Source organism: Pseudoalteromonas sp. 0303 (genome assembly GCF_013349995.1).
In the GTDB taxonomy this organism is placed as follows: Bacteria; Pseudomonadota; Gammaproteobacteria; order Enterobacterales; family Alteromonadaceae; genus Pseudoalteromonas.
Genome location: NZ_JABVXF010000026.1, coordinates 20481 through 41380, shown reverse-complemented (window position 1 = coordinate 41380; position 20900 = coordinate 20481). Strand labels below are relative to the sequence as shown.

Sequence of the window (20900 nt, the reverse complement as noted above, 5' to 3'; positions counted from 1 at the left end):
ATAAGCAGTTTTGGGGACTTTTTAGATGGCGGCTAACGCTTGCGGACATGACTGGGTTGTAGAAATCACCCAACAAGAAGAAGAGCCTGAGCTCGATCAGGCGCTTATTAATGCCGTCAGTGAATTAGATGAGTTTTCTCGTTTTGCTATTTACATCAATAAGTTTTTTAAACCTGGCCTGCCTGCAAGGCTGCTAAATAAAGATTCGGTTATCGAAGAGCTCAGTGAACACGAAGTCAATGAGCTCATCGAAAAAGTCAGCCGCAATAAAATTCGCATCAGTCGCAACTACGGTTTTATTTCTACTTATGTGCCCATTTATTACATGGGCAATGTGGTTGGTGTACTGGTCATTGAGTCTGAAAAAGAGCTTTCAGAACGCTGTAGCATGCTCGCCATCTACATGCTAAATATCTACGCGAATCAACTGTCATTACTTTATAAGTCGCAACTTGACCCTTTAACAGAGCTTTTAAACAGGCAAACCTTTGATAAAAAGGTGATTGAAATTGCAGCCGATGCTGCTGTGGATCATGAAAGCCATGAGTCAAAGCAACGTCATTGGTATTTGGCGATGGTCGATATTGACCATTTTAAAAGCGTAAATGACAACTATGGCCACGTTATTGGCGACGAAGTGATCTTGTTAGTAGCGCAGCTATTAAAAAATAATTTTCGAATTGAAGATTTCGTTTTTCGCTATGGCGGCGAAGAGTTTGCTGTGTTATTTCAAGCAAGTGACGAGCTCGATGCACGTAATGCCCTAAATCGTTTTCGAGGCTGTGTGGCAGAATACCCCTTTCCTCAAGTTGGTAACTTAACTGTGAGTAGTGGTTTTATGCCAATTTACGAGTTTGAAATGGTTGCCAGCCTAGTCCAAAAAGCCGATCAGGCCTTGTACCATTCTAAAAACAGTGGTCGTAATTGCGTCACTGCCCATTCAGAGTTAGATATTCAACAAATCAAACCTCAAGATGATTCTATAGAGCTGTTTTAAGGTGTTGCAGCGCGCTTAGCTGTGTTAAAATTGCCCACTATTTTTTAGAGCCACATGAGAAGGTAAGATGAAGTTTGTTCGTTGGTTACTAGGCCGCATCATTTTGTTTTTTGATTTTGTATTCACACCACGCAGTAAAAAGCGTCCAGCAGCAGAGCAAGCAGCGCTTGACTCAGTGACGTCACAATTTAAGCTTTATCAATTTAAAGCCTGTCCATTTTGCGTGAAGGTACGTCGTGCTATTAAGCGCCAAGGTCTATCAGTTGAAACTCGTGACGCTAAAGGTAACGAGCAATTTCGCCAAGAGCTTTTAGAGCAGGGCGGCAAAGTGAAAGTGCCTTGTTTACGTATTGAAGAAAACGGCCAAGTAACTTGGTTGTATGAATCAAATGATATCATTGCTTATTTAGATAAAGTCGCGGCATAAAGCGGCTTTTCACTTCGATTATAGCCCGTGCTGTGCTAGCATTTGGGCAAATTTTTAATTGTCTTTTGAGAGATATAACCATGACAATTCGCACCCGTGTTGCTCCGTCACCGACTGGTGACCCGCACCTAGGTACTGCATACATCGCATTATTTAACTACTGTTTTGCTAAGCAGCAAGGCGGTGAGTTTGTGTTACGTATTGAAGATACAGACCAAGTTCGTAGTACGCCAGAATCAGAGCAAGCTATTATGGATAGCTTACAATGGTTAGGCTTAAACTGGGATCACGGTCCAGATGTCGGCGGTGAGTTTGGTCCATACCGTCAATCTGAGCGTAGCGATTTATATAAGAAATTTGCGCATCAGTTAGTTGAACAGGGTAAAGCTTTTTACTGTTTTGCTACGAGCGAAGAACTAGACCAAATGCGTGAAGAGCAAATGGCCGAAGGCCTACGCCCTAAATACGATGGTCGTGGTTTAAATCTTTCTGAAGATGAAATTAAAGCAAACCTTGAAGCGGGTAAACCTTACGTAATCCGTATGAAGATCCCAAGCGAAGGCACGTTCAAGTTTAACGACTACCTACGTGGCGAAATTGAGATCCCATGGGAAAATGTAGACATGCAAGTGCTACTTAAAGCTGACGGTTTCCCAACTTACTTCCTTGCCAACGTTGTTGATGATCACCACATGCAAATTAGCCACATTTTCCGTGGTGAAGAGTGGATCAATTCAGCGCCTAAGCTATTAAAATTATACGAAGATTTTGGTTGGGAAGCGCCTGTACTAGGTCACTTACCGTTACTTCGTAACCCAGATAAGTCAAAATTATCGAAGCGTAAAAACCCAACTTCAATCAATTACTATAAAGAGATGGGCTACCTACCTGAGGCACTATTAAACTATTTAGGCCGCATGGGTTGGTCAATGCCTGATGAGCGTGAAAAGTTCACGCTAGCAGAGATGATTGAACACTTTGATATGAAACGTGTGTCGCTTGGTGGCCCTATTTTCGACATCGATAAGCTTAGCTGGCTAAACGGTATGTGGATCCGTGAAAACTTATCTGATGCAGAGCTAATGCAGCGTTTTGTAGATTGGAAATTTAATACAGAGCTATTCACTAAAGTATTACCAGAAGCAAAAACGCGTATTAATACGCTTTCTGATATGGTTGACCTTGCCGGTCATTTTGTAGGTGGTATTCCAAGCTATGATCCTGCGCTATTAACGGCAGGTAAAGCTGATGAAGATGTAATCCGTCAAGCATTACAGTTCTTCATCTGGCAATTAGAAGGTTTACGCAGTTGGGAAAAACCAGCGATTTTTGCTATCGCAAAAGAAGTGGCGACTTTCCATGAATTGAAGATTAAAGACTTCCTTGAGCCAATCTTTGTGGCTATCACAGGTAAGACATCTTCAACTTCAGTACTTGATGCGATGGAAATTTTAGGTTCTGATTTATCACGTGCTCGTTTACGTGTTGCACTAGCACATCTTGGTGTGTCTAAAAAGCAAGCGAAAAAAATTGAGCGTGCATACCGCGATTATCCACAAGTATAACCATAATGTAACTCCCAAAACCGAGCTTTATGCTCGGTTTTTTTATATTTAAATCAAAGTTAATGCAGATTTAACTTGTAAATAAGGGCTGCTCTAATAGTATTAAATATACACAATTTATCACTTGTAGATATATCTTAATGAAGCAGTATAAGGTAACTGCAAGCGAGGGATTTTTGAAACTGAGGCAAATGCTTTAGTAAGATTTCAAGGAGAAAGTGATGTTTAGATACGTATTGGTCTGTTTGACCATTTTAGGTTTTAGTTTACCAAGCTTTGCTGCAGATAAACCCAATGTACTTGTTATTTGGGGTGACGATGTTGGTATGTGGAACATTAGTGCCTATCATCGAGGCATGATGGGAGGCAGTACCCCAAACATAGATAGAATTGCTAATGATGGCATGATATTTATGGACCATTACGCACAGGCCTCTTGCACTGCTGGCCGCGCTGCATTTATCACAGGTCAGTATCCAATGCGTACTGGTCTCAGTACAGTAGGGCTCCCAGGCGCGAAACAAGGCTTGCAAGAGAAAGATCCGACTTTAGCAACTATGCTCAAATCAAAGGGTTATGTCACAGGCCAGTTTGGTAAAAACCATTTAGGTGATCGTGATGAACACTTACCTACAAATCATGGCTTTGATGAATTTTTTGGTATTTTATATCACCTCAATGCCGGTGAGTACCCAGAACAGCAAGATTATCCTCAAGACGCTAAAACACAAGAGAAGTTTGGTTTAAAAATGCGTGGGGTCATTCATTCAAAAGCGCTTGGTAATGGCAAGCAAGAGATTAAAGATCTTGGTCCATTTGGGAAAGAGCGTCAACGCAATTTAGACCAAGAAGTACTTGTAGAGTCAAAACGCTTTATCCGTGATGCAGTAAAACAAAATAAACCTTTCTTTGTTTGGCATAATACAACTCGTATGCATTACCAAACTAACCTTAATAAAGCTTATGACGGCAAAACTGGCTTTGGTTTATATGCTGATGGTATGGCCGAAATGGATGATGATGTAGGTGAGTTACTTAACTTACTTGATGAACTTAAAGTAGCTGATAATACAATAGTGATGTTTTCTACAGATAACGGTGCAGCTTCAAATTCATGGCCTGATGGTGGCAACCAGCCATTTCATGGTGAAAAAGGCGTTGGTGGCTGGGAAGGTGGCTTCAGAGTACCTATGGTTGTTAAATGGCCTGGTCATATTCCTAAAGGCGTGAGCACAGGTGAGTTCATGACAATGGAAGATTGGATGCCAACGATCATGTCATGGGTTGGCGATAAAGATTTAAAAGCTAATTTATTAAAAGGCACCAAAATCAATGGTCAAAAATATAAGGTTCATTTAGATGGTTTCGATCAAAGTGATATTTTGCTAAATAATGGCAAAACAAAGCGTAAAGAGTTTTATTATTTCACCGAAACTACCTTTCATGGAATGCGTTACGGTGACTGGAAATTAATCTTTACAGAACAAAATCATTGGTTTAGGTCTACACAGCAAGCTCTTACTTCACCTTATATTATTAACTTAAAAATGGATCCATTTGAGCGTTTCATTGATGCTAGGGGTTATGATGAGTGGGCAGAAAACCGTAGTTGGATCTTAGGCCCAGCAGGTAATCAAATTACAGAGTTTGTAAAATCCTTTAAGGCTTTTCCACCTAGCCAAGAGAGTATGTCAGTACAAGTGGGTAGTGTTGCTGAGATGATTTCAAAGCAAGCGTTAAACCGCTAAAAAGCAAAGACTTTACCAGAACACAAGGTTGCAACATCGCAGTTTTGATAATCCCTGGTAAAGTCTTTACAACTCTCAACTAAGTAGCCATTGCCACCTATATTTACTACTTCAAGTTTTAGCTGCTCAATAGCAATACTATTTATCTCTGTAGTGCTATAACCACCAGATTGTACTGAACGCTTACCAAGACAACTAAGCCCTTCAACTTCACCTAAATAATATGCGCCACTTTAAATAGCCTGTTGTTCACTTATAAATTCCTGTAAGCGCTGTTTTTTTTAATTCATGGGTAAACCAGTTTCAGGGACTGTTTAGCCTTAAACCCATGATGGCGCAGACTGATATAAGAGAAAAACTGGTGATTAAAATTAGTAGTCTAGTCATGATTTTCATCTCAATTTAATGCAATTACTTTATCGCTGTTAGCACATATTTGTTGTTAAAAATTGTTGGCTAGATTGCATAAGTCACTTTTTATAAGCACTTTTACTTGGATTAAATACGAATAAAAATGTAACTGAGCTTGCATATTTGTTAATAGAATCAATTTGTTGAGTTTTAAATAAAACGATAAAAAGTTCACATTCAGACAATAGCTGAGAATTGTTGTTTAACGTTATAGCTTGTTTTATAAGCTTAAAGTTGATGTTCTCGTTATTTTGGCAAGTTATTTGTTAACCTGAAGTACAAAATGCTACACGTATGTAGCTTTCTTTTAACTCCCTTTGTGATTGAATTGTCTATACAAGTAGTGAAATGGATATTCGCAAAACTTGAATAACTATACTTACCAACTATCCAGGGGATACTTATGCAAGTTAAGACCTTATCGATTGCTGTTGCAGCAGCAATTTATAGTGCCAGTGCAGCCCATGCTGTCGGCGTAGACCAGCCATTTAAACAAGCTAATGTTTTAAAACCAGCTAGTTTCACAACTGAAGAAATCGTCAAGTTAACAGAAGAGTTCCATACTGCTGACTCGCAAAATATGCTGCAAAACGACGGCTTAAATGTACAAGTGAATGGCCAAAAGAATAAATTTAAAGAAGAAGGCCTTGATGGCGAGCATGTTTATATTGTGACTCTTCGTGAAAACTCAGTTGCCTTAGAAGCGCGCAATTTTGAGTCGCCATTAGCACGCACTATGAAAGCACAAGGTGTAAGCAAAGTATTTGAAAAAGGCCAGCCTGCAATTGCTGCAGTGACTGAGTATCAAAATAAATTACTAAGTAAGCAACAAACAGTAATGAGCTCTGTAACAGCCGTAACAGGCCGCACTGAAATGCGTCGTCAATTCACTAAAGCATTAAACGGCTTCTCAGTGAAAATGACTGAACGAGAAGCTCGCCGTGTTGCAGAACTTGGTACTGTTGCAACGGTAATGCGTTCTAAAAATTACGACTTATTGTCAGATGAAGGCCCAAAACATATTGGTGCTGATCAAATTTGGAATGGTAACAGCGTACCAAGTGGTATTAAGGGCAAAGGTGAAGGTCAAATCGTTGGTATCATCGATACCGGTATTAACTCAGATCACCCTTCATTTGCAGCTGTAGGTGGTGATGGTTACGAGCATGAAAACCCGTTTGGTGACGGTGTTTATGTCGGTGACTGTGTTGAAGAGCCTGAAGAAATTCAATGTAATAACAAATTAATCGGTGTGCGTTCATATGACGTGATCACTGATGTTTATGATGCCATGATCCCTGGCTGGCCGGCCATAGGTGAAGATTACGGCGGTCACGGCTCACACGTTGCTTCAACAGCGGCGGGTAACGTAGTTAAAAATGTACCATACATGGTAATGGGGCTAGGTGAGCAGTCTGACGGTGTTGTCATCAAAGAGGATGTTTTCCCTGAAATTTCAGGTGTTGCACCGCACGCTAACATCATCTCTTATCAAGTGTGTTACCCAGACAGTGCTGACTATGCGGGATGTCCGGGTGAGGCATTGGTTGCCGGTATTGAAGATGCAATTTCTGATGGTGTTGATGTAATCAACTTCTCTATCGGTGGTTCTGATTCAAATGTATGGGCTGATGCTGTCCAACTTGCCTTCTTAGCTGCGCGCGAAGCGGGTATCAACGTTGCAGCGGCTGCAGGTAACAGTGGTCAAGCATGTGGCTCAGCTGAGTGTTTTGGCTATCTTGATAACTCATCGCCATGGCTTGCTCAGGTAGCTGCAACAACGCATGGTCGCTCTGTTGTCGTTGAAACAGCTGTAGAGTACGCTGGTTTTGCTGATGAAACGCTTGGTTCAGAAGTGCCTAGCTGGTCAGAGACAGGCTTAATTGGTGGTGCGGTCAATAGCGAAGAAATTACCGGTGTAGTTGTTTGGGCTAAAGACTATGAAGATGTAAATGGCTACAAAGATAACAATGGCTATTGTACTGCAGAGTACCCAGAAAATACCTTTAATTTTTATGAAGATGGCACTGAAATCGCAGGTGCAGCAGATGGTAGCACCAATGTTATTGTAGTTTGTCAACGCCATGAACCTAGCGACCCTAATGCAAACGCACGTACTGCAAAAGTAGATAACGTAAAAGCAGGCGGTGCAGATGGTTTTATCATGTTTAACCGCGATAGAGAACAGGCTACAGTGACAGAAGGTTATTCATTACCGGGTGTGCACTTTACTTATGATCAGTGGAATGGTGTTTATCCTAATGATGGTTTAGAAGACTGGGTTGATAGCTACTCAGAAAAAGGCCACATGATCACTATCAAAGAGACTCTAATTGAACGACAAGTCAATGATGAAGATGCTGACTGGTTAGCAACATTCTCATCACGTGGCCCATCTTATTCTAATGTTGAAATTCTTGCGCCAACTTTAGCTGCTCCAGGTGTAGATATTTTAGCTGCTTACTCAGATGAGCACCCGTTCACAACGCCTCATGGCCAAGATTATAACGCAATTAGCGGTACTTCTATGGCTTCACCGCATGTTGCAGGTGCCATGGCGTTACTACGCCAAATTCATCCTGATTGGTCAGCCACTGAGGTGCAGTCAGCATTAACCATGACTGCAGAAAACCTCGTTAAATATCATCGTTTAAATGATAAAACTGACGTCGTTGATACTGCTGAAATCTACCGTGCAGGCGCGGGTCGTATTAATGTTGCTAAAGCTGCTAAAGTCGGCTTTGTAATGGACGAAACAGCAGAGAACTTCTTAGCTGCAGATCCATTCAATGGTGGTACTCCACATCAATTGAACTTACCTAACCTAGTTGATTTTACTTGTGCACCTGAATGTCAGTGGGTTCGTACTATCACAGCAACTGAAGATGGTACGTGGACGGTTGAGCACGGTGACGTGGTGAACTGGTCATTTGATACAAATAATCAAGCAGTTCAGAACGGTGTAAACATTGATGTTTATCCAAAAACTTTCTCACTGAAAAAAGGCGAAACGCAAACAATTGTTGTGAAAGCATCAATCATGGATACCCAAGATTGGTTTAGTAACTCTGAAGTTGAGCTACATTCAAACTTACACTTTAAAGCGGCCGAAGAAGGCATTTCTGATGCTCATTGGCCAATGGCATTTAAATATGACCGTGGTGATTTACCATCGCGCTTAAATAAAGTTGTGCATACAAATCAGGGATCTTTCACAGCCCCTAACATTCAACTACCAAATGTTGATGCACCTGTTGCGCGTGTATACCAGCCGGTAAAAGCTGAATTAGAGACGATTTCTCTACCTAAAGATAACGATAAAACTTATCCTTGGGATATCAATCGTGTTGAAGGTTCAGTTGATGCAGCTGATGTACTTGATGAAGCAACATTCTCTAAGTTTATTAGTGTACCAGCGAATGCTAAGCGTTTAACGGTTGAAATCATGGGCTCTGAGTCAGAACTAGCAGGCACAAACGATGCTGGTAATGCGCTTATTTATGTCGGTAAAGATTACAACGGTGATGGTCAAATCCAAGTTCAAGACGAGATCTTATGTGTATCTAATCATAAGCTTTATAACAACTTCTGTAATATCAACAACCCTGAAGAGGGTGAGTATTGGGCTGTTATCTATAACTCATACAAAAATGATTACCCAGAAGGCGATATTGTTGAGACATTTAGCTTCACTACTGCGGTTGTAACAGATCAGATATCAGAGCAACTAAGCGCAACTCTACCACAAAGTAATGGCGTAAATACGGTTGATATGACTATCAACTGGGATATGGAAATGGATGTTGATGGCGTTTACTACTCGCTTGTTGATGTTGGTAGTTCTGCTACAAATATGGGTGATTTAGGTTCAATTCCACTTAAACTTATTCGTGGTAAAGACCACATCCATGTTGATTCACCAAAGGCAAAAGTGAAAGCTGGCGACTATGTTCCTGTTACATTTGAAGTACTGGCGAACAATACTGGTATCGATAGTGAATACAGCTTCGAGCTTGATATTCCAGATGGTTTAGCGCTTCACGAAGATAACGTACTTATCTCGAGCTCATCAGATATCAATGTTGAAGTGGCTGATGGTAAGTTAACTCTAACGGGTACTCAGCTTGATACTAGTGATGTAGCACCAGATTATATCGTAACAAACAGTATCACTGACGAAATGTGTCGCACCCCTGATTTTGGTAATTCAAACGCTGGTGGTTATGTTGACTTAAGCGAGTTTGGTATGCCCCCTGTGCTATCAGGTTTTGCTGACAATGGATTACCAAATTATCGTCGTGGTTGGATTATTCCTGTAACCCAAGTTTGGGGTAGTCAATGGGACCGTTTGAGTCTTTACAATAACTATGATCACGTAAACTGGTATAGCAACTTTATTCAGGTTAAAGGTATCGGTACCATTGATAACCTAGGTTCACCTTATCTACAACCTGCACATAGCCGTTTCCCATACTTCTCATTCCCATATGAGAATATTGCACCGCTATGGCGTGGTTTTGCTGTCACTGATGGTACTTATAACCGTGATATCCTTTCAATGGGCTTAAGTTCATCAGAAGGTATTACTGTTGCAGGTACATCAAGTGGTTGGGCTATTATTGAGTTTGATAATGCAGCTGACTACGGTGAGTTTAACCGCAACCGTGAAACAGGTCTGTACGAAGGTGTGCGTCGTGACAATAGCTTTGACTTCCAAACTATTTTTAATGCGCAAACACGCTTTGGTAAAGGCGAGCATGAAATCTATTTTGCATACGATAATATAGACTTTGGCTCAACTGATGCGCGCGGTAGTATTGGTATTGCAGGTTACAAAGGTTTTATCGATGAGTACGGTCCATTAGAAGGCTTCTTAGGTGTTGATATTGCTTACAACAACTTAGATGAAGTAATTCAAGACGACCTTGTTGTATGTATGGACTATGTAGGCCCTGAGTCTTCACAATTTGAAGTAACCGCATGGATGGAAGTTTTACCAAGTGGTGCAGGGCAAACTATGGAGTTTGAAGCGCGTACGCAAATGTCGGGAACGGCTGATAAAGTTGTGACAAATACAGTGGAAGTTGCAGGTAATATCACTGTTGTTGAGCTTGACGATATGGTAACTGAAGAGCAGACACCAATTAGCTTTGAAGTACATCATATTGATGAAACAAACTCTAAAAATGAAATCTCAATTATCGCTGAAAACGCAAGCTACGTTGTCGAAGGTGATACTGTGACGATTACACCAGATCAGTACTTCTATGGTGACATTGAGGTAACTGTGGTGGTTTCTGATATCGAAAACCCATCAGATAAAGCGCAAACATCGTTTGTGTTAACTGTAAACTCAGATGGTATTGAGAAACCAACAGAAGTAACGCCTGAACCAGAGGTTGACTCTGACAAAGGTTCAAGTGGTTCAATTACATGGTTAACGGTACTACTTGCTGGTTTTGCTGGAGTAAGACGTCGTAAACTAAAACGCGATTAAACTTTGCAAAAATGAGTGATTTAACAAAAGGGCCTTATGGCCCTTTTTTCGTTTATTATTATTACCTTACATTGGTGTGTTTGTATCTTTTTATAGCTTAAAAGTAACTTTAATGTTACCAGTGTGTACAAAACGCTACACAAATGTACGCCTGTTTTTAATTGTCCCTGTGGTTATATTGTAATCGCAAGCGGTGAAATGGATGTTCACAGAGCTTGAATAATTATTCTAATTAACTATCCAGGGGATACTTTATGCAAGTGAAAACACTCTCGATTGCTGTTGCCGCAGCTCTCTATAGTGCCAGTGCTGCTCATGCGGCGGGTGTAGATAACAACCAAGTTAAACACCAATTAAGAGCTCCTAATATCACATTTGAAGAAGTAAAAGCATTTAGCAAAGAGTTTAATCAAGGTGACTCTAGCAACATGCTACAAAACGATGGTCTAAATGTTCAGCTAAATAGCAAAGCAAATAAATTTGCTGAAGAAGGCATTGATGGTGAACATATTTATATTATTCGTTTACGTGATAACTCTGTGGCTCTTGAAGCCCGCGATTTAACCTCGCCATTATCACAAACACTTCAAGCACAAGGCGTTTCAAAAGTATTTGAAAAAGGTCAAGCGGCGGTCTCAGCCGTAACTGACTATCAAAACAAATTACTTTCAAAACAACGTACTGTAATGCAAAGCGTGACAGCAGTAACGGGCCGCACAGAGATGCGCCGTCAATTCACTAAAGCATTAAATGGTTTCTCTGTAAAAATGACAGAGCAAGAAGCGATGCGCGTTGCAGAGCTTGGTGCAGTTGTTTCTGTAATGCGTTCGAAGAATTATGATCTTCTTTCTGATGAAGGTCCTAAGCATATCGGTGCTGATCAAATTTGGGATGGCTCAAGCGTTCCAAGTGGCATCAAAGGTAAAGGTGAAGGCCAAATCGTTGGTATCATCGATACTGGTATTAACACAGACCACCCTTCATTTGCAGCTGTAGGTGGTGATGGTTACGAGCATGAAAACCCGTTTGGTTCAGGTGTTTATGTAGGTGACTGTGTTGAAGAGCCTGAAGAAATTCAATGTAATAATAAATTGATCGGTGTGCGTTCTTATGATGTGATCACAGATGCATTTGATGCCATGATCCCAGGCTGGCCTGCAATTGGTGAAGATTACCAAGGTCACGGTTCACACGTAGCTTCAACAGCAGCGGGTAACGTCGTCAAAGACGTGCCATTTATGCTAGCAAGCTACGGTGAAAACACTGATGGTAATATCTTAAAAGAAGGTTTATTCCCTGAGATTTCAGGTGTTGCACCGCATGCAAATATTATTGCTTATCAAGTATGTTACCCATCAAGTGAAGAATACGCAGGCTGCCCAGGTGAAGCACTTGTTGCTGGTATCGAAGATGCAATTTCTGATGGTGTTGATGTAATCAACTTCTCAATTGGTGGTGCCGATTCAAATGTTTGGGCAGATCCCGTGCAACTTGCTTTCTTAGCAGCGCGTGAAGCAGGTATCAACGTTGCAGCGGCTGCAGGTAACAATGGTCAAGCATGTGGCGCAGCTGAATGCTTTGGTTATTTAGATAACTCGTCTCCTTGGCTTGCACAAGTTGCAGCAACAACGCATGGTCGTACTGTAGCTGTTGAAACTGCCGTTGAGTTTGCTGGCTTTGCAGACGAAACACTGGGTTCAGAAGTACCTAGCTGGTCAGAAACAGGCCTTGTTGGTGGTTCAATTAACAGCGAAGAAATTACAGGTGTTGTTGTTTGGGCTAAAGATTACGAAGACGTCAATGGTTTTAAAGATTACAACGGTTACTGTACTGCAGATTACCCAGAAAACACTTTCAATTTCTACAAAGATGGTACTGAAATCGAAGGTGCGTCTGATGGTAGCACGAATGTTATTGTAATCTGTCAACGTCACGATCCAAACGATTCAGAAGCGAATGCGCGTACAGCAAAAGTTGATCACGTAAAAGCCGGTGGTGCAGATGGTTTCATCATGTTCAACCGTGTCCGTGACCAAGGTACTGTAGCTGAAGGTTACTCATTACCAGGTGTTCACTTTACTTATGAGCAATGGAATGGTGTTTATCCAGAAGATGGTTTAGAGGATTGGGTAGATAGTTACTCAGAACTTGGTCATATGATCACTATCAAACCAACAGTAATTGAGCGCCGTGTTGATGCTGAAGATGCTGATTGGTTGGCAAAATTCTCATCACGCGGCCCGTCTTATTCTAATGTTGAAGTGCTTGCTCCTGCGCTAGCAGCTCCTGGTGTTGATATTTACGCGGCATACTCTGATGAGCATCCGTTTGTGACTCCGCATGGTCAAGATTACGCTGCAATTAGTGGTACATCGATGGCATCACCACATGTTGCAGGTACAATGGCGTTATTACGTCAAATTCACCCAGAGTGGACTGCTGCTGAAATTCAATCTGCATTATCAATGACTGCTGAAAACGTGGTTAAATATCACCGCCTAAACAGCGAAAGTGATGTTGTTGCAGATGCGAAAATCTATCGCTCGGGCGCGGGCCGCATCAATGTTGCTCTTGCTGCAAAAGCGGGATTTGTAATGGATGAAACGGCTGATAACTTCTTAGCTGCAGATCCATACAATGGTGGTACACCACATAAATTAAACCTACCAAATCTAGTTAACTTCTCATGTGCGCCTGAATGTCAGTGGGTTCGTACCATTAAAGCAACAGAAGATGGCACTTGGACTGTAAGCCATGAAGATGTTGAAAACTGGGCTTTTGATGTAAACACACAAACAGCACAAAATGGTGTGAACATCGATATCTTCCCGAAAACTTTCACACTTAAAAAAGGTGAAACACAAACAATCATTGTTAAAGCATCAATCATGGATACTCAAGATTGGTTCAGTAACTCTGAAGTTGAGCTTCATACAAACCTTGTTTTCCAAGCTGAAGAAGCGGATATCCCTGATGCACATTGGCCTGTGGCATTTAAATATGACCGTGGTAACTTACCATCATCATTAGAGACGACAGCTCACTCAAATGTAGGTACTTATGTTGCTAAAGGTATTGTGTTACCAAGCGTTGAAGCACCTGTAGCTCGCGCATATGAGCCAGTTAAAGCAGATATCACTACGGTAACTTTACCAAAAGACGATGACCGTACTTTCCCTTGGGATATTAACAGAGCTGATGATGTTGATGCGGCTGATATTTTAGATGAAGCAACATTTACTAAGTTTGTTACTGTGCCAGCTAACTCAAAACGTTTTATTGCAGAAACAGTCGGTGTTGAGTCAGAACTTGAAGGCACCTTGAACGTAGGTAACCCTGTTTTATATGTAGGTAAAGACTACAATGGTGACGGTATTGTTCAGCCACAAGACGAAATCTTGTGTGTATCTAACCATAAGATTTATAAAAACTTCTGTAATATAAACAACCCTGAAGAAGGTGAGTATTGGGTTGTAGCTTATAATACGAATAAATCATCTGTTGATGCAGTTGAAGAAACCTTTGAACTTGCTACAGCAGTTGTGTCTGACCAAGTTGCATCAGGTATGACTGCAAGCCTGCCGGGAAGTGATGGTCAAAACACAGTTGAAATGACTGTAGATTGGGACATGGACCTTGATGCAGATAGCGTGTACTACTCACTACTAGATGTAGGTACATCGGCTGTAAACCATGGTAACTTAGGTTCAATTCCATTTAAGCTTAACCGTGGTAATGATGTTGCTCACCTTGATGCGCCATACACTGGTGCAAAAGTAGGTGATATGGTGCCTTACACATTTGAAGTGTTAGCGAACAACTCAGGTGTAGACCGTGAGTTCTCATTAGAGCTTGATATCCCTGCAGGTCTTGATGTTAAAGCAGAAAATGTAATGGTTTCAACTGCATCAGAAATCAACGTTGAAATTGCTGACGGTAAAGTCATTGTAACGGGTACGCAAGCGGATACTCGCGATGTTGAACCTGATTATATCGTGACAGATAACATCACTGATGAAATGTGTCGTACGCCTGATTTTGGTAACTCAAATCCAGGTGGTTATGTCGATTTATCAGAGTTTGGTATTACGCCAATTCTTTCTGGTTTCGATGAAAACAACCTTTACAACTCACAAAGTGGTTACTCGTTACCTATCGCAAGCTTCTATAATGGTGCTTATGACACATTCAGCCTGTACAACAATGCTGAAAATACTAATATCCAAAACTCGATAATCCAAATTCGTGGTATGGGTACAGTGAATACTAATGGTAGCCGTTACTTCTACCCTGTTCATAATCCGTTCCCTTATAACTCATTCCCATATGAGAACATGGGTCCATTATGGCGTGGTTGGGAGTTCACTGATAATGGCTTATTACGCTCTGTAATGTCAGTTGGCTTATCGTCTAACGAAGGTATTTCACTTGCAAGTACGACAACTGGTTGGGGTATTATTGAGTGGGATAATGCATCAGACTACGATGATCCAGTGTATGATCGTACTACAGGTAAATACACTTACACTAAACGTGATAACTCATTTGACTTCCAAGTGTTGTTTAATGCAAATACACGCTTTGGTAAAGGTGAGCATGAAATTTACTATGCATACGATAACCTAGACTATGGGTCGACACGTCCTGCCGGTAGTATCGGTCTACAAGGCTTCCGTGGTGCGCAGTATGAGTATGGTCCACTAGAGAATTACCGTGGCATCCAAATCGCTTATAACAATCTAGATGAAGTGATCAGCGATGGTTACGTGGTGTGTATGGACTATGTAGGTCCAGAGTCATCACAATTTGAAGTAACAGCATGGGCCGAAGTTATGCCATCAGCTACAGGTCAAACACTTGAAGTTGCAGCTAAAGCAGCAATCTCTGGTCTGAATGACATGACTTCAACAGCAACACTGGCCATTCCTGGCAACATCACTGTGGTAGCGCTTGATGACATGGTAACAACAGAAGAAACACCGATTAGCTTTGATGTTCATCACATTGATGAAAAGAACTCGAAGAATGAAATATCTGTAATTTCTGACGACGTAACCTATGAAGTTGATGGCGATACAGTAACGATTACACCAAATGATAACTTCTCTGGTGAGACCGAAGTAACTGTAATGGTATCTGATATTGAGTACCCATCAGATGCTGCAAGCACAACCTTTATGTTAACGGTTGAAGCAGTTAATGATGCACCGGTAGTGGCAGTTGAGGCGAGTGCTCAACAAGTGACTGAAGGCAGCGTTATTACCCTAGATGCATCAGCATCACATGATTTAGATAACGATGAGTTAACTTTCTCATGGGAAGGCCCAGGTACAATCGCAAGTCCAACATCAGCAATCACTGAAGTATCAGGTTTAACAGCTGGTGAGCATCAGTTTACTGTAACGGTAAGTGACGGTGTTGAAGCGATGGAACTAGGTGTAGCAGTGACGGTAACGGCACAAGAGACAACCGTTGTTCCTGAAGAAAAAGCGAAATCATCAAGTGGTTCACTTGCATGGTTAACAGTTCTATTAGCTGGTTTTGCAGGTGTTCGTCGCCGCGTAAAACGAGGCTAAGTACTCCCTAAGTATGTTATGTGACAAAGGGCCTTCGGGCCCTTTTTTTTGGTCTATAAAATTTTAATAACTAAAAAGAATAACTAACAACTGAAAACCTATGTAGCAAAATGTACAGGCTATTTTATATTTTTTTCAGTGTGTTAGTTTGAAGATAGGGCGTAAATTAACAGTCTACGCCGCTTTGTTGGTCAAAAAAGTTATACAATAAAGCGCGCAAGCGATATGATCGTCCCGGATTAAGTAAAGACTAAAGACTTTTTGGTAGTATTAAGTTGTCATAGTAATTGTTATTTATGACATAAAGGTGAATTGCGTTAATGAAGAAATTGTTTGGCTTAGTATGTTGTTTAACTGCATCAACTGCGTTTGCGCAGGCTGATGTTAAACAACCACAATTAATTAAAAAGTCGACAATACATGCCAGTATCACTGTGGGTTACGGAGGCATTGAAAACCCGGTACTTGATGCTGATGATGTCACTTCGCCAATTCTGCCAAGCTTTGCTTATTACGGTGATAACTGGTATTTCGATGATTTCTCTGTTGGCTACAGCCTCTATGAAACTGAGAACTTCTACGTTGATTTACTTGGGCGCTTTAATGATGATGGTTTTTTCTTTGAGTTGGATGGGGTAGATAAACTCTATGCCACCGGTGTTGTTCGTTCGAGCTCTGGGCGACCTACATTACCTACCGCATCACCGATTAACCTAACGCCTATAGAGCGTGACCTTTCTTACATGGCGGGGCTGTCATCTGCGGTAAACGTCTACGATGGCATGTGGTTAAGTGCTGCGTATGTGCACGATGTAACCAATGTTCATAATGGTTATGAAATCTTGTTCAACGGCTATCATGTATTTGAATTGTTTTCTGGTACTGCAGGTCTTGAAGCGGGTATTAATTACAAAAATGAAGAGCTGATCGATTATTACTACACGGTTAATCCATCAGAAAGCAAAACGCGTTTACTAAGCTACAATTTAGAAAGTGCCACGAACTACTACTTAAAAGTAAGTTACGAATATCCGATCAGCGACAGTTTCAGCCTTGATTTTAAACTTAAACATACATGGCTTGATAGCAACTTAGCTAACTCACATATGATCAATAAAAACGGTTATTTCTCAGGTTTTACGGGAATTACTTACCACTTTTAGGCCAACGAATGGTGATCTCTGCACCGCCTGTTTGCGAACAGTTAGCCAAGCTAATCTTACCGCCATGCCAGCTGGCAATACGATGTACTATATACAGTCCTAATCCATACCCACTCGCTAGCTTATCTCCTTCACCTTGTTTAAAAGGCTCAATTAACGCATCCGCATTAATTGGTAAGCCAGGTCCATCGTCTGTAATACTTATACTGTAATAACCCGCTTGTTCTGTGCTACTTATATGGATAATGTGTTTTGCGTATTTTGTGGCGTTGATCAGTAAGTTTTGTACCGCGATTGCCATAAAGCTTGCTTCGCAATAGGCTGTGTCTACTTCAAGGGCTGGAATGAATTTGAGTTCTTTGTATAAATCGAATTTAGCAATTTCTGTGTTGATCAGTTTAGCTAAGTTAACTTTCTCCTGATTAAAAACACTTTGTTGGTGCTCTAAGCGAGCGAATGATAAGTACTGCTCTAGACGTAATTCAATCTCATCTATATCACGCTCAATTTGGCTACTTTCTTGAGATTCTAAATCGGCAATCGACAAAGCAAATCGCATACGGGTAAGGGGAGTGCGAATTTCATGAGAAATAATACGCGATAAGTCATTATGTAGCTGAACAAACTTATTGATGCGCTCAGACATATGGGTGAAGGTGCTGGCTAATGGCGCAATAGATGAATTTGGTTTTATATCAAGCTCTATACGTTGCGGTTTTTTACTAAAGCGATGAGCTGCGCGTTGTAATAAGCTCAAATCGCGAAATACTGGGCGAATAAATAATAAGATCATCGCACCAAGTAAAAAGTAAAAGGCAAAAAATGCAAGCCAGTCAGTTTTGGCTTGCGAAATCAAAGAAATGGGGCCAACTTTTTGGATGCTGCCGTTATTACCTTTGAGGTATATATACTGCTGATTGTTTTCGGTGACGCTGATAATGCCATCTTTATCGAATTTGGCTTGTAATGAATCAGGTAAAACAACCTCGTTTTGGTTAAAGGAGCTGATCCTCGTTTCTTTTTGCTCAGCAATTTGAGCAAGTTCTGCAACACTTATTTGCACACTCGGTATGTGCTCAGAAAAAAACTGATTATAAAGCTGGCCAAAAGCTAAAACTAAGGCAATTAAGCTTACTGTGATAATTAAGTACAGCTTAAAAAATTGCTGCTTCATAATTTTGAAATATCCAAGCTGTATCCTTTACCTCGTACAGACTTGATATCTAGCGTTTCTTTTTGCTCGCTAATGGTTTCTTTTAGCTTTTTACGTAAACGGCTAATTTTTAAATCAATAGCTCGGTCAAGTCCGTCATACTCACGGCCAATAACATGCTTGAATAATACCTCGCGAGAAACCGGTTCAGGGGTGTTTTTCGCAAGATAGGCAATGATCTCAAATTCACTTTCATTGAGATTCAATGCTGTGTTATGAAAATAGATATCGCGTTTTTTATTATCGATACGCAAAATATCAATTTGGTGTGAAAAGTTATCTTGGCCGACGGTGTGGGCGATAATCGTTTTAACTTTGGCGAGTAACAGTTCAGGCTTAATGGGTTTTACAAGGTAGTCGTAAGCACCTAGGTTTAAGCCCTTAATTTGTGATTGCACGGAATCCAGTGCCGTTAGAAAAATAACAGGGCAACTGTACTTTTCTTTCAATTGAGATATTAACTCAAAGCCATTGCCATCCGGTAGCATCACATCACAGATGATCAGTGAAGGCATAAAGGTGATTTCACTGCTACGGTACGCTTCGGCAGTATTAAATACATCTATGGTATAGCCATGCTTTAACAAAAACGTTTGTATTAAGCTTGCTAATTTCACATCATCTTCAATTAAAAAAATATGCTGCATTATAAACTCCAGCCAAAGCGCCGTTTTATTCGGTAATCTTTAGCTTCATAGCTTGCTATTGACAGTAGTTGTTGCTTAACAACTTGATTGCTCAATGGATTGATTAACTTCACTGTAAGCGGATGCTCAGTCTTAATCGTTAATTTCTCGATAATTAAGCCACCTTGTTTGTAACACTGCGTATATTGAGGACGCTGAGTTATTTCTAAACAAAGTTCTTTAAAGGGAGCAACACGAAAATGAATCTGTATATTAAACTCACAGGCTTTTTGTTTTGCATCTGTCACACACACAGTGGGTGAGACTTTAAAAAAAGGTTGCTCGGGACTGTCATCGCTTAAACAAAGCGACGAAAAACAAAGACAAAAAAACAGTAATAGCCAACTAAATCGGTTTATCATTTAACCAAGTCTCTGTTTTTTAAAAGTCTTTTCTTCAAAGTAACAATAACCATCGAAAGCTGATGTAACCTGCCCAACTCACTTTGAGTACTCATTTTTTTGCCGTTTATTATAATTATTATTTATGCAGCCTATGAGTGGCGATTACACGATAAAAAAGCGTGTCTATCATACCTCATTTATCGTTATAGCTACAAATAGGTGCTATGCAAAGCCAGTAATTTCAACCTATTGGCGTATTTTCTTTATATTCTAAAGTTAGCTTGTTGTTTTAAAAGGGAAACTGAATTTATATTTAGTTTTAGCTAATAGTTTTTCACTAAATTTAGTTGGGCCTTAGTCTTTACTATTCTGCGTTATTTGTTAATTGTTTCGTACAAATTGATACAATTTAAATTTAGCCTATCAAAGCCACTATTTTAGCTGGTGCATTTAAACACATGCTGAGCACGTGATTAATAATTAACAGATTCGACCTCTATTTTCATTTTATCTGGTAGTATAGTCAGGTTATAAGTAGTTTAAGCAGTGAACAATTATGTTAAGTCCTTATTATCAGCAACATGCTGATTACGTTTCTATCTCACGTGAGCAAGGCTGTCGTTTTGCCAAGTTAGTGGCTGATGATTTCAATCCGTTACATGATAAAGATGCCAAAAAGTTTTGTGTGCCGGGCGATTTACTTTTTTCGCTGGTTTTAAACCGCTATGGCATCAGTGAAAAAATGGAATTCACGTTTGCAGGCATGGTTGATGAAAATTCAAAGCTGACTTTCCCTGAAGGTGCTGATGAGTTTGCGATCACCGATGGCGAAAAAGTCATGCTAAAAGTGAAACGCGAAGGGGCTGTTAGCCAATGTCCTGAGTTAACAAATAGCTTAATCAAAAACTATGTTGAGTTCTCTGGCACGACCTTCCCGCATGTGATTATTCCATTGATGGGTAAGCAGGATGTGATGATCAATCCGGCCCGTCCAATGGTGATTTACGAATCAATGCTGATTAACCTTGACCGTCTTGATATCAGCGCACCTGAGTTAGAGTTTGCTGAGCCTGATTTTGAGTTTACTGGCAAACGCGGCAAAATCACGCTTCGCTTCAACCTGTTAGAAAATGGCGAAAAAGTAGGGTCGGGTGAAAAACACATGCTTGTGTCTGGCATTCGTGACTATTGCCAAGCAACGGTTGATGACTTAATTAGTTTTTATAATCAACGTAAAGAGTCGCTTAAACCAGCGTAATCTTTACATTTGCTA

General features: G+C 40.6%; 11 protein-coding genes. 8 read left to right on the top strand and 3 right to left on the bottom strand.

All coding sequences use genetic code 11. The features are described 5' to 3' along the window. Positions 1–25 precede the first annotated feature (25 nt). The 7 genes from HUS62_RS15925 (at position 26) to HUS62_RS15895 (ending at position 17384) form a co-directional block, all read left to right on the top strand. The gene (locus HUS62_RS15925; protein ID WP_175080331.1) at positions 26–997 is read left to right on the top strand and encodes a GGDEF domain-containing protein; all 972 of its coding nucleotides are present in this window, start codon (positions 26–28) and stop codon (positions 995–997) included. 67 nt (positions 998–1064) lie between these two features. Further along, a complete protein-coding gene (locus tag HUS62_RS15920; RefSeq protein ID WP_054560852.1) occupies positions 1065–1424 on the top strand; it encodes a glutathione S-transferase N-terminal domain-containing protein in 360 nt (119 codons plus the stop codon). 80 nt (positions 1425–1504) lie between these two features. After that, on the top strand, positions 1505–2989 hold the full coding sequence (gene gltX, locus HUS62_RS15915; protein ID WP_175080329.1) for a glutamate--tRNA ligase: 1485 nt from the start codon (positions 1505–1507) through the stop codon (positions 2987–2989). A 221-nt stretch (positions 2990–3210) separates the two neighbouring features. Continuing rightward, the gene (locus HUS62_RS15910; protein ID WP_175080327.1) at positions 3211–4737 is read left to right on the top strand and encodes an arylsulfatase; all 1527 of its coding nucleotides are present in this window, start codon (positions 3211–3213) and stop codon (positions 4735–4737) included. An 814-nt stretch (positions 4738–5551) separates the two neighbouring features. Beyond that, positions 5552–10645 (top strand): S8 family serine peptidase, encoded by a 5094-nt coding sequence (locus HUS62_RS23390; protein ID WP_175080325.1) that lies wholly within the window; start codon positions 5552–5554, stop codon positions 10643–10645. A 254-nt stretch (positions 10646–10899) separates the two neighbouring features. Continuing rightward, on the top strand, positions 10900–16221 hold the full coding sequence (locus HUS62_RS15900) for a S8 family serine peptidase (RefSeq protein WP_175080324.1): 5322 nt from the start codon (positions 10900–10902) through the stop codon (positions 16219–16221). A 320-nt stretch (positions 16222–16541) separates the two neighbouring features. Then, positions 16542–17384, top strand: a complete 843-nt coding sequence (locus HUS62_RS15895; RefSeq protein ID WP_175080322.1) for a MipA/OmpV family protein — start codon at positions 16542–16544, stop codon at positions 17382–17384. On the opposite strand, the gene HUS62_RS15890 is transcribed toward HUS62_RS15895, so the two are convergent. The 3 genes from HUS62_RS15890 to HUS62_RS15880 are packed head-to-tail and all read right to left on the bottom strand — an operon-like array spanning position 17368 to position 19645. After that, the gene (locus HUS62_RS15890; protein WP_175080320.1) at positions 17368–18558 is read right to left on the bottom strand and encodes an ATP-binding protein; all 1191 of its coding nucleotides are present in this window, start codon (positions 18556–18558) and stop codon (positions 17368–17370) included. The two genes, HUS62_RS15895 and HUS62_RS15890, sit on opposite strands and share 17 nt — an antisense overlap. After that, entirely contained in the window at positions 18555–19244 is a 690-nt protein-coding gene (locus HUS62_RS15885) for a response regulator transcription factor (protein ID WP_175080318.1), read from the bottom strand. The genes HUS62_RS15890 and HUS62_RS15885 overlap by 4 nt, the downstream gene beginning before the upstream one ends. Further along, on the bottom strand, positions 19244–19645 hold the full coding sequence (locus HUS62_RS15880; protein WP_152996533.1) for a DUF3019 domain-containing protein: 402 nt from the start codon (positions 19643–19645) through the stop codon (positions 19244–19246). Before HUS62_RS15880 ends, HUS62_RS15885 begins: the two co-directional genes overlap by 1 nt. 538 nt (positions 19646–20183) lie before the next feature. Between HUS62_RS15880 and HUS62_RS15875 the strand changes: the two genes are divergently transcribed. Next, complete coding sequence (locus HUS62_RS15875; RefSeq protein WP_175080316.1) at positions 20184–20885, top strand: DUF3581 domain-containing protein; 702 nt, start codon at positions 20184–20186, stop codon at positions 20883–20885. Positions 20886–20900: the final 15 nt, after the last annotated feature.

What these genes read in the sequence shown, in the direction of transcription:
- HUS62_RS15895 (WP_175080322.1), top strand. Translation starts at nt 16,542, where the DNA reads ATGAAGAAATTGTTTGGCTTAGTATGTTGTTTAACTGCATCAACTGCG.
- HUS62_RS15910 (WP_175080327.1), top strand. Translation starts at nt 3,211, where the DNA reads ATGTTTAGATACGTATTGGTCTGTTTGACCATTTTAGGTTTTAGTTTA.
- gltX (WP_175080329.1), top strand. Translation starts at nt 1,505, where the DNA reads ATGACAATTCGCACCCGTGTTGCTCCGTCACCGACTGGTGACCCGCAC.
- HUS62_RS15925 (WP_175080331.1), top strand. Translation starts at nt 26, where the DNA reads ATGGCGGCTAACGCTTGCGGACATGACTGGGTTGTAGAAATCACCCAA.
- HUS62_RS15885 (WP_175080318.1), bottom strand. Translation starts at nt 19,244, where the DNA reads ATGCAGCATATTTTTTTAATTGAAGATGATGTGAAATTAGCAAGCTTA.
- HUS62_RS15880 (WP_152996533.1), bottom strand. Translation starts at nt 19,645, where the DNA reads ATGATAAACCGATTTAGTTGGCTATTACTGTTTTTTTGTCTTTGTTTT.
- HUS62_RS15875 (WP_175080316.1), top strand. Translation starts at nt 20,184, where the DNA reads ATGTTAAGTCCTTATTATCAGCAACATGCTGATTACGTTTCTATCTCA.
- HUS62_RS23390 (WP_175080325.1), top strand. Translation starts at nt 5,552, where the DNA reads ATGCAAGTTAAGACCTTATCGATTGCTGTTGCAGCAGCAATTTATAGT.
- HUS62_RS15900 (WP_175080324.1), top strand. Translation starts at nt 10,900, where the DNA reads ATGCAAGTGAAAACACTCTCGATTGCTGTTGCCGCAGCTCTCTATAGT.
- HUS62_RS15920 (WP_054560852.1), top strand. Translation starts at nt 1,065, where the DNA reads ATGAAGTTTGTTCGTTGGTTACTAGGCCGCATCATTTTGTTTTTTGAT.
- HUS62_RS15890 (WP_175080320.1), bottom strand. Translation starts at nt 18,558, where the DNA reads ATGAAGCAGCAATTTTTTAAGCTGTACTTAATTATCACAGTAAGCTTA.